7 protein-coding genes and 1 CRISPR repeat array (1 of these 8 running past the window's edge) are annotated in these 10,921 nt (G+C 35.0%); of the genes, 4 read left to right on the top strand and 3 right to left on the bottom strand.

Annotated elements, in window-relative coordinates:
• Positions 1–431: 431 nt before the first annotated feature.
• The 3 genes from MM236_RS09095 to MM236_RS09085 are packed head-to-tail and all read right to left on the bottom strand — an operon-like array spanning position 432 to position 2,915.
• Entirely contained in the window at positions 432–1,289 is an 858-nt protein-coding gene (locus MM236_RS09095) for a hypothetical protein (RefSeq protein ID WP_241274653.1), read from the bottom strand.
• A gap of 20 nt (positions 1,290–1,309) precedes the next feature.
• Complete coding sequence (locus MM236_RS09090; RefSeq protein WP_241274652.1) at positions 1,310–2,275, bottom strand: vWA domain-containing protein; 966 nt, start codon at positions 2,273–2,275, stop codon at positions 1,310–1,312.
• 58 nt (positions 2,276–2,333) lie between these two features.
• Entirely contained in the window at positions 2,334–2,915 is a 582-nt protein-coding gene (locus MM236_RS09085) for a peptidylprolyl isomerase (protein WP_241274651.1), read from the bottom strand.
• A gap of 634 nt (positions 2,916–3,549) precedes the next feature.
• Here MM236_RS09085 and cas9 point away from each other — a divergent pair.
• The 4 genes from cas9 to cas2 all read left to right on the top strand — a co-directional run bounded on the left by cas9 (position 3,550) and on the right by cas2 (position 10,161).
• A complete protein-coding gene (gene cas9 / locus MM236_RS09080) occupies positions 3,550–8,118 on the top strand; it encodes a type II CRISPR RNA-guided endonuclease Cas9 (protein ID WP_241274650.1) in 4,569 nt (1,522 codons plus the stop codon).
• A 134-nt stretch (positions 8,119–8,252) separates the two neighbouring features.
• On the top strand, positions 8,253–8,855 hold the full coding sequence (locus tag MM236_RS09075) for a transposase (RefSeq protein ID WP_241274649.1): 603 nt from the start codon (positions 8,253–8,255) through the stop codon (positions 8,853–8,855).
• A gap of 69 nt (positions 8,856–8,924) precedes the next feature.
• Entirely contained in the window at positions 8,925–9,821 is an 897-nt protein-coding gene (gene cas1, locus MM236_RS09070) for a type II CRISPR-associated endonuclease Cas1 (protein WP_241274648.1), read from the top strand.
• Positions 9,814–10,161, top strand: a complete 348-nt coding sequence (gene cas2, locus MM236_RS09065; RefSeq protein ID WP_241274647.1) for a CRISPR-associated endonuclease Cas2 — start codon at positions 9,814–9,816, stop codon at positions 10,159–10,161. The genes cas1 and cas2 overlap by 8 nt, the downstream gene beginning before the upstream one ends.
• Before the next feature lie 136 nt (positions 10,162–10,297).
• Positions 10,298–10,921: a CRISPR direct-repeat array (repeat unit 46 nt; unit sequence GCTGTGATTCCCTAAGGAAGATACTAATTTGAAAGCAATTCACAAC); it runs 4,201 nt beyond the window's last position.

The following is a 10,921-nucleotide window of genomic DNA, read 5'->3' as shown; positions in this document are numbered from 1 at the left end:
ACTTTAACTATCTGTAATATAGCTATTTATAATATAATAAACCAGCATGTAACAGAAAGAAAATCAAGGATTTTAACCATTCTTTTTCAAGTAATTTTAGCTTAAATACTTTTCGGAGTGGACTCAAAATTGTAAGATTTTGGTTTTGAATGTCAAGTCCTGCATTTAGTTAATTAGAATATCCACAACTTTGCCAGTAAGAAAATTAATAAGGGATAATCATGCTGATAATCGTCAATAGTCGGCCGTCAACAGTCAACAGATTGGGTATATCTCCTTTTAGATATATTTATTATGGTTAGTGGCAAGAAAGCATATCATGACCCGATGCTTGGATCATAAGCCCTTTCAGGGCTATCTTGAGTCTTGCTTCTTGTGTCTTACATCTGTCTGAAATCTAACGCCTCACATCTCACATCTTAAATCAAAACCTACCATTCAGGCAACCCTCTTTCGGCTTTTTTGGTTGGTTTTTTACGGTTTTGTTGGATATAGCGGAGTTCTGCTGCATTCATGGCATCTAGAATTTGTGCGGCTTGTTCTGGCGTAAGGTTCATTTCCTTCAATCGCTCTTTAAGCTGCTCTTGTGCTTTTTCTCTTTCACTCAAGTCGCTATCGAGTTCACTTGGTTCTTGTGAATCTTTGTCGTTCTGTGACTTTTCACCTTCTTTATCATCTTTTTGCTCAGAATCTACATCTTCTTCATTATCAGCTTCTTCTTCACCCTCACCGTTCTTTTTGTTTTCGTCTTTTTTCTCCTGATCTTGCTCTTCTTGCTCTTGTTCATCTTTCTCCTGATCATCTTCATTCTCTTCGTCCTCACCTTCATCATCTTGATCCTGCTGATCTTCATTTTCTTCAAGCCATCTGGCTAAAAGTTCATAGTTGTATCGAGCCGATTCATTGTTGGGATCTTTGATCAGGGAGTATTTGAAAGCCTCTAGTGCTTCTTTATATTTCTTGTCGTTTGCTAATATCATCCCATTGTGGTTTGAGGCAAATGAAGCGATCATTTGATTCTCTGAGCTGAGTAAAGACATGAAGGTACGTTGAGCTTCTTCATTTTTCTCAGCGTATTGGTAACTCAATGCCAAGTTAAAAGTAGACGCTGCATTATTGATTCCAAATTCGGTACTTAATTTCAGATGATCCTCTATTGATTTTTCGTATTTAGCTTCACTATAGCTTTTTTCAGCTGCTTTGATGGCAGCATTTTTTTTAGAGATTTCCATCCAAGAACCTGGGATGAATAATAAAATTAAGAATGTTATTCTACTGATTATCAGCATATATTTTTATGATAATTAAATTAAAGATTGATAGTTCGCAATGGCAAAACCATATCAATTAATGCAAGACACAAAGCTGCAAGCAGAAAATAGAAATACTTATTAGCAGATGCTTCTACCATTCTGCTACCAGTGACGGATCCTTCTTGTCTTTCTATGGCTGCAATCAAATCTGATGTTTCTTGAACTTCGTCGCTGATTTCGAAATAGCCACCTTCAGTCTGTGCTGCTAGGTACTTTAGATTGCTAGTCTCTAGCCTAGAAATAGCTGGTTGATTGGTGGCAGGATCCATGATTACTGAATTACCTCGAGGAATGCTACTTCCCTGTGAAGTTCCAATTCCTAAACTAAAGATTTTTATTCCCGAATTATTGAGGTCATCAATTATTGTGCGAAAATTATCTCCAAAATCTTCACCGTCTGAAATCAAAATTACCGAGCGGCTATTTGTTTCTGGTCTTTCATCACTTTGAAATTTGGATAAAGCCATTTGTAAAGGAGCATTGATATCTGTTCCTTGGTTTGGTACCAGTCCTGTATTCAAACCATCAATGTGAAGCTGAAGTACGTTCTGATCAAAAGTAAGTGGACATTGCACAAATGCTTCCGAACTGAATATAATCAAACCAATCCTGTCCCCTGCAAGTCTTTTTGTGAGGTTTTTTAACTCAAATTTCACCCTTTGTAGCCTAGAAGGTCCAATGTCTGTTGCATTCATTGACTGCGACAAATCCACAGCGATAAAGATATCTTTGCCTTCCTCTTTGATTTCCTTCAATGAAGTTCCTATCGAAGGACCTGCAAATGCCACAATAAACAAAATGAAGTACGCAAGACGAAGGATCATCTTTATGAAAATCCGGTGTTTTTTGACCTCAAGTTTTTTGTTGATAAGGTAAAACCTATATAAGTAAACTGTGTATAGCAAACCAAAAATGATTGCCAACCATATAATCGTATTTCCTTCTGGATATGCCCAAACCATGCCTTGAAATTATAAAATTTAAACGTAAATTAATCAGTAGTATTTGATTTTGTCAAAACTATCGGAGATTTTCTGCCATGTTTTTGATTTCTGCCTTCGTCATTTGGATGATTTTTACTGACAAGGTAATAGGAGTTAGCGGTTCATCATTTGAGTCTCTTTTTACCAGGACAATTTTATCTACCACATCCATTCCTTTGATTACCTGTCCAAATACGGTGTAATTGTCATCCAAACGATGCAAGCCATTTTTGTTTTGTACGATGTAGAATTGACATCTTGCAGACAATTTTCCTGGGTTATCATCTCTGCCAGCTCCGACTGCCCCATACACATGAGTGATTCCTTTTACAAATTCAGGTTCAAGCAAATAATCAGGGTCATTGAAGCCCTCCTCAGTATCTGGGCATCCTGCTTGCGCTACAAAGTTTGGAATCACTCGATTGAAGCTCAGGGAATCCCAATATCCCTCTGTTGCAAGCTCTATAAAACTCGCTTTGTGCTTTGGCGTCTCTCCAAACAACTGAATGTAGATTGTGCCTTCAGTTGTTTCTATGACTCCTATTGGCTCTGTATTTTGAGCAAAACCTTGCACCGCAAATAAGAACATCAATAGGAAAAAAGGTGTTTTTCGGTTCATTTGGCTAATATAGGAAACTAGAATCAAATAACATTAAAAAGGAAGACCCCTCATTTTTTGTGACGATTAATGTCTTAAATCTGCAAACCTTTTTGGTTTTATTGATAATCAGTTTTTTGTAAATAGCGGGTAAATGAAATCAGGAAGGTTATCGGATTTCTGGGATTTATGAAATTTAGAAAATTATACAATTTAAACTATTCTAAAAATTAACAGTATTTTTTCGTGCCAAATAATGTCAATTAGCAAAAATACCCTGTAGTTGGTATTTTTTTTGAAAAAAGATAGTATTAGTTTAGGGATGTGATTAATTGAAGGGTAAATAAGGAGAAGAAATTGAGATCTTGAAGTGTTGAGGTAATGAATTTTCGTATTTGAAAAGATTGCTTGAAAATTTTTTCAATAAAATTAGAAACAATGACTTTTGATAAAATTATTTTCTGTGAAGTATATAAGCTAGCCGATCTTATTAACAGTTCGTGTAAGAAATTGCTATGTTATAATAAAAAAGACGACCTCGATAGAAAAATCTATCGAGGCCCTCTTAAATGTTTTCACAACGGAATAATCCTTATTGTGAATTGCTTCAAATTAGTATTTCAAAGATAGTAGATAAACTCAAAAATAAAAATATATGAAAAAGATTTTAGGATTGGATTTGGGAACTAACTCTATTGGTTGGGCTTTGGTGGAGCAGGATTTTGAACAAAAGCAAGGTAAGATTTTAGGAATGGGGTCTAGAATTATCCCTATGAGTCAAGATGTTTTGGGAGAATTCGAAAAAGGAAATTCAATATCTCAGACAGCGGAAAGAACAAAATTTAGAGGAGTTAGAAGGCTCAGAGAAAGACATTTACTAAGAAGAGAAAGGCTATTAAGAGTATTAAATATATTAAACTTTTTACCTATTCATTTTTCTAAACAAATAGATTTTCACGAAAAGTTAGGGAAGTTTATTGGAGAGTCAGAGCCAAAATTAGCATATGATGATAACAAGTTCATATTCAAAAATTCGTTTGAGGAAATGCTTTCAGATTTTAAATCTAGTCAGCCAGAGTTTGTTGAGGATGGAAAAAAAATCCCGTATGACTGGACTATTTATTATTTGAGAAAAAAAGCCCTTTCTAAAAAGATAGAAAAAGAAGAGTTGGCTTGGTTAATACTAAATTTTAATCAAAAAAGAGGCTATTATCAGTTAAGGGGTGAAGATGAAGAGGAGAAGCCTAATAAATTGGAAGAATTCTATTCTTTAAGGGTAATAGAAATCAAAGACGATGATAGTCCTAATAGGAAAGGGGAAACATGGTATTCATTAACCTTGGAAAATGGTTGGGTTTATCGTAGGTCAAGTAAAGTCCCAATGGATGATTGGTTAGATAAATCGAAAGATTTCATTGTGACAACAGATCTAGATGAAGATGGTAATGTGAAATTAGATAAAGAAGGAAATGAAAAAAGAAGTTTTCGGGCTCCAAGCGAAGATGATTGGGGACTTAGAAAGAAAAAGACTGAAAAAGAAATAAAGGATTCTGAAAAGACGGTTGGAGAATTTATCTATGATAACCTGCTTACAAACCCTAAACAGAAAATAAAGGGCGACTTAATCAGAACTATCGAAAGAAAATTTTATAAAGAGGAAATAAACGTCATTCTAAAATCACAGAAGCGATTTCATCCCGAACTTTCAGATCCAGGAATTTTATCGGACTGTATCCGGGAGCTATATAGGAATAATATCTCACAGCAAAATCTTCTTCTAAATCAGGATATCATTCACCTTTTGGTTGAGGACATTATATTTTATCAAAGACCATTAAGAAGTCAAAAGTCCTCCATATCAAATTGCCCTTTAGAGGCTAGAGTTTATAAAGAAGATGGCTTAGAAAAAGTGACTCCTTTGAAGGTAGCTTCAAAATCTCACCCATTATATCAAGAGTTTAGATTGTTACAATGGATTAATAATCTAAGGATTATTAGAATAAAAGATGAAAAATATGTAACCGAAAATTTTCTTGGCAACCTTGATCAAACTGAGGATCTTTTAAACTTTTTAATAATCCAAAAAGAAATTGACTGTAAAAGGTTAATGACTTTCTTTCTTTCAAAAGAAGGATTGAAAGGAAAGGACTTGAATAAAGAAAGTTCCAATTATAAATGGAATTACGTTTATGATGTGGAGAAAGGAGAGTCAAAAGTTTATCCTTGCAATCCAACAAGATATGAAATCCTAAAAAGGCTTGAAAAAGTTAAAAACTATAACTCAGAGATTTTTACAGTTGAATTTGAAGAATCACTATGGCATATAATATATTCTGTAACCGATAAGATAGAATTTGAAAAGGCTCTGAAATCATTTTCAAAGAAAAATGGGCTTGATGTTGAGTCTTTTGTAGAGAACTTTAAGAAGACACCTCCCTACAAAAGTGATTATGGAGCATATTCACTTAAAGCAATAAAAAGATTACTCCCATTAATGAGGTTTGGGTCTAATTGGAATTCAAAAAATATTGAAGCTTTAACAATAGAACGGATTGAAAAAATATTGAACGGTGAGTTTGATCTAGAAATTAAAGATAAAGTCAGAGAACTTTCGAAAGAGTTTACTTCTATTGAAGATTTTCAAGGACTACCTGTTTGGTTTGTGAATTACTTAGTTTATGGTAGGCATTCTGAAGCTTCAGAAATCACTAAATGGAATTCAAGTGAAGAATTAGAATGTTTCATTAAAGAATTCAAACAACATTCATTAAGAAATCCAATTGTTGAGCAGGTGATTGTTGAAACCCTTAGAGTGGTAAAAGATATATGGGTTAAATATGGAAAAGGTAACATGGATTTCTTTGACGAAATACATATAGAGCTAGGTAGGGATATGAAAAACCCAGCTAGTGAAAGAGAGAGGCTATCAAAAGTAATATCAGAGAATGAAAATACTAATCTTAGGGTTAAAGCATTTCTGGCTGAGCTATTACATGACCCAGATGTTGATAATGTAAGGCCATTTTCACCTATGCAGCAAGAAATCCTCAAAATCTATGAGGAAGGTGTTTTAAAATCCAATATTGAAATTCCAGATGAAATTTTAAAAATCAGTAAAACGGCGCAGCCATCAAAAGCGGATTTACAGAGATACAAATTGTGGTTGGAACAGAAATACATGTCACCATATACTGGTAAAGTTATTCCCTTAAACAGGCTTTTTACTTCAGCATATGAAATAGAACATGTAATTCCTCAATCGAGGTTTTTTGATGATAGTTTGAGTAATAAAGTCATTTGTGAAGCAGCTGTTAACAAGCTGAAGGATAAAATGATGGGGTTTGAATTTATTAAAAATTTCCATGGTCAAAGGGTTTCTTTAGGTATGGGAGAAGAAGTTGAGATTTTTTCTGAAAACGCATTTAAATCTTTTGTCCAAGAAAATTATTCAAAAAACCCTGCTAAGAAAAGGAAGTTATTGATGGATGAATTGCCGGAAAAAATGGTTGAAAGGCAATTGAATGATACGAGATACATAAGTAAATATATCACCTCTATTTTATCAAATATTGTAAGGTCTAATCAAAATGACTCTGGGTTTAATTCGAAGCATATTATTCCGGGAAATGGAAAAATCACCAATGAGCTCAAACATGATTGGGGTTTGAATGATATTTGGAATGACTTAATCCTTCCGAGGTTTGAAAGGATGAATCAAATTTCGGCAAGTACAGCCTTCACTGCATGGAATAAAAATCATCAGAAATTCTTACCGACTATTCCAATTGAGTATGCAAGGGGATTTCAAAAAAAGAGGATTGATCATAGACACCATGCTTTGGATGCCCTTGTTATTGCTTGTGCGACAATAGATCATTCTAATTATTTGAACAATGAGCATGCATTGGGTAAAAGATATAAAGGAAAGGATGAAAAAATGAAACGGAGATTTGATTTAAAGCATAAGTTATGCTACAAAAAGACTAACTCTGATTCAACTGAAAATTTTGAATGGGTTTTTCACAAACCTTGGGAATCTTTCACAATTGAAACAAAAGAACATTTGGAAAAAGTTGTTGTAAGCTTCAAACAAAACCTTAGGGTTATCAACAGAACCTCAAATAAATACAAAAGTTATTTTGATGAAGAAGGTAAGTTAAGAAAAGATAAGAGTGGCAATCCAATAAAGGCTCAGACCACACAAGTTAAAGGTGATGCTTGGGCTATCAGAAAGCCAATACATAAGGATACTGTATCAGGCTTGATTGAGCTTAGAAAAGTTAAAACCGTTGCTTTAAGGTTGGCTTTGGATAATCACAATGCCCTTCTGAATAAGAAGCTTAAGAAAAAAATAATTGAACTCAAAAACCTGAATTATGATAATAAACTTCTTATTAAATTTTTCAAAGACAGAGAATATCAATTTGAAGGAAAAGATGTATCCAAAGTAGATATTTATTTTTTTGAAAAGGATCTGGCTGCATCTAGAGTTTCCTTAGATACATCTTTTTCAGAGAAAAAAATTCAATCTATCACAGATACTGGAATTCAGACTATCCTTCTAAATCATCTTGAAAATTATAGAGGTATCAAAAATGATAAAGGTCAAATTATTGATCCTGAAACGCTAGCATTTACCCCTGAGGGTATTGATGAAATGAACAGAAACATTGTAATCTTAAATAAAGGTAAATTCCATCAACCTATTTATAAAGTGAGAACTTATGAACCAAAAGGAAATAAGTTCCAAATAGGACATAAAGGGAACAAAAAAGCCAAGTTTGTAGAAGCAGCTAAAGGAACCAATTTGTTCTTTGCTATTTATGTGAACGAGGAAGGAAAGAGAAGTTATGAAACAATTCCATTTAATATAGTAATGGAAAGACTTAAACAAGGCCAACGTCCAGTACCACTCTTAAATGAAAAAGGCGATACACTCTTGCTCCATTTATCTCCAAATGAATTGGTGTATGTACCTGAACTTGAAGAAAACATAAATACTATTGATTTTAATAATCTTTCAAAAGGCCAAGTTGATAGAATTTATAAAATGGTAAGTTCTTCTGGAACTCAGTGTTTTTTTATAAGGCAAGATGTTTCCATTAGCATTGTCAATAAATGTGAGTTTTCCACTTTAAATAAATCAGAAAGAGGAATTGATGGAACAATGATTAAAGAGACTTGCATAAAAATTAAAGTGAATAGGATTGGTAAAATAAAGTAGCTACAAATTAAAATTAAACTAGGTCCATATTACCAGATTTACGAGAATGCCAACAAAATAGAGAATCACTTCCATGAAGGGGAAAACTATTATTTTGGAATGTAGAGAAGTTAATATCCAAAAACTAATACTTAATGGAACCAGAACAATCTTACCATATCTACAACCATGCTAACGGAACGGAGAATATCTTCCGTGAAGAGGAAAATTATCGTTTTTTCTTACAGCAGTATGCTAAGTACTTGGGGGAGAAAGTAGATACCTATGCCTTTTGTCTGATGCCAAATCATTTTCATTTGCTTGTCTGTGTAAAGTCAGGTTTAGACCTGCCAGGTTTTGAAAACCTGGCAGGTCTTTCTCCTACCAAGCTCGGTCATGCCTCGAAAAATCCTGTCACCAAAGCTTTTAGCGATTTTTTTAATTCTTACTCTAAAGCTTTTAACAAAAGATTCGAAAGAAGAGGAAGCCTTTTTGTCGAACATTTTAAAAGAACTCCCATTCTCGACGAAAGACAATGGCAGGAGACTTTCTTGTATATCCACCTTAATCCAGTTAAGCATGGTTTTGTCAAAGATCACGCAAACTGGAAATGGTCAAGTTGGCATGCTTATCAGAATCCCGAAAAACCTTCAAATCTAGAGAGAACTTATTATAATAATTTCTTTGATGGCTGGGAGCATGTGAAAAATATGATGGAAATGAAAAAAGAATGGCTGATGAATAAAGAACTTAAATAGGGTAAAGGCTAAACTTTTCCAAAGTTCCAAAACTTTGGAAAAGTTTACTTCTACCAAAACCTACCAATCATGATCAAAAGAACCCTTTTCTTCGGTAACCCTGCTTATCTCAGTACTAAAAATGAGCAGCTGCATATTTCTTTCCCTGAGGCTGACAAGGCTGATAAGACAGTCCCAATAGAGGATTTGGGTATGATTGTGCTGGAAAACCAGCAGATTACCATTACCAATGGCTTGCTAGCGAAGCTTACCGACAGGAAAGTGGCTATAGTATCCTGCAATGCTCAACATCTTCCCGAAGGCTTGTTGCTCCCCATGCAGGGACATACAGAACAGACGGAGCGGGTGAGGTATCAGTTGGAAGCATCCCAACCACTTAAGAAAAACCTTTGGCAACAAACCGTCACTTCCAAGATCCGAAACCAATATGCTTTGTTGAAGGAGAAGGGAAAGGAATCCAAACGCATGGAATATTTATATAAAAATGTGACTTCAGGTGATGCGGGCAACCATGAAGCCCAAGCTGCAGCAATCTATTGGCAGGAATTGTTTGATGTACCTGATTTCAATAGGGGACAAGTGGGAATACCTCCTAACAACTTGCTCAATTATGGATACGCAATTTTGAGGGCAGTTATTGCACGAGCTTTGGTATCTTCAGGAATGTTACCTGGAGTAGGTATTTGGCACAGAAATAAATACAATGCGTATTGCCTTGCGGATGATATTATGGAGCCTTATAGGCCTTATGTGGATTTGGTGGTGTCGCATATTGTGGAAAACCAAGATGATTATTCCGAACTCAATACAGATCTTAAGAAAGAGTTGCTTAATATTCCTGCATTGGATGTGAAAATAGATGGTCAAAAGAGTCCTTTGATGGTTGCAGCTTCTAGGACTACAGCTTCATTGTTTGAATGCTTTGCTGGGATCAGCAGAAAAATCATATACCCCGAATATGGATGAAAAATATTTCTCGCGACTTAATCAATACAGGAGTTTGTGGGTATTAGTTTTTTTTGACCTACCAACAGAAACCCGCAAGGATAGAAAAGTAGCCACTTCTTTCCGGAAAAAACTGCTGGACGATGGTTTTGCAATGTTTCAGTTTTCGATTTACATGCGATTTTGCGCCAGTCGTGAAAATGCCGATGTCCATATAAAGCGGACTAAGAAAAATCTTCCTCCAAAAGGGAAAGTTGGTATCATGGCAATTACTGATAAACAGTTTGGGATGATGGAAATATTTTTCGGAACAAGTAAGCAGGAAACAGAACCACCAACTCAGCAATTGGAATTATTTTGAGTGGGGAAAGTAGGGAAGATCTGGCAGGTTTTTAAAACCTGCCAGATCTGAATATAAATTTCATTAAATCAATCATTTTTTTAATTTCTAAAAAAGTCCTTAAAAAACAGCATACCAGCCACTTAACGTGGGGTATGCTGTGATTCCCTAAGGAAGATACTAATTTGAAAGCAATTCACAACTCGCCTTCAAACATGTAATTTCCGAAAAGGGCTGTGATTCCCTAAGGAAGATACTAATTTGAAAGCAATTCACAACAGCAGGATTGTTGTTCAAAAGGGCGTCATTGCTGTGATTCCCTAAGGAAGATACTAATTTGAAAGCAATTCACAACTGTGATATCCAACTGCCACGCCGTGCTTAAGCTGTGATTCCCTAAGGAAGATACTAATTTGAAAGCAATTCACAACAACCTAAACAAAGTGTTTGAGTCGAAGTAGCTGTGATTCCCTAAGGAAGATACTAATTTGAAAGCAATTCACAACGGCGTAGGTTTTGGCATTGATAGAGGAGTAGCTGTGATTCCCTAAGGAAGATACTAATTTGAAAGCAATTCACAACGGGAAGCCACTTCTTACGGAGGGGCATTTCGCTGTGATTCCCTAAGGAAGATACTAATTTGAAAGCAATTCACAACTCAAGATGTTAAAGTCTTTAGGTTACACAAGCTGTGATTCCCTAAGGAAGATACTAATTTGAAAGCAATTCACAACCGAAATCGCAAATCCTGACTACGTAGAAGGCTGTGATTCCCTAAGGA

This window comes from Belliella calami (assembly GCF_022549695.1).
GTDB lineage: Bacteria > Bacteroidota > Bacteroidia > Cytophagales > Cyclobacteriaceae > Belliella > Belliella calami.
The sequence above is the reverse complement of the archived record's forward strand: the minus strand, read 5'-3'. Positions and strand labels throughout refer to the sequence as shown.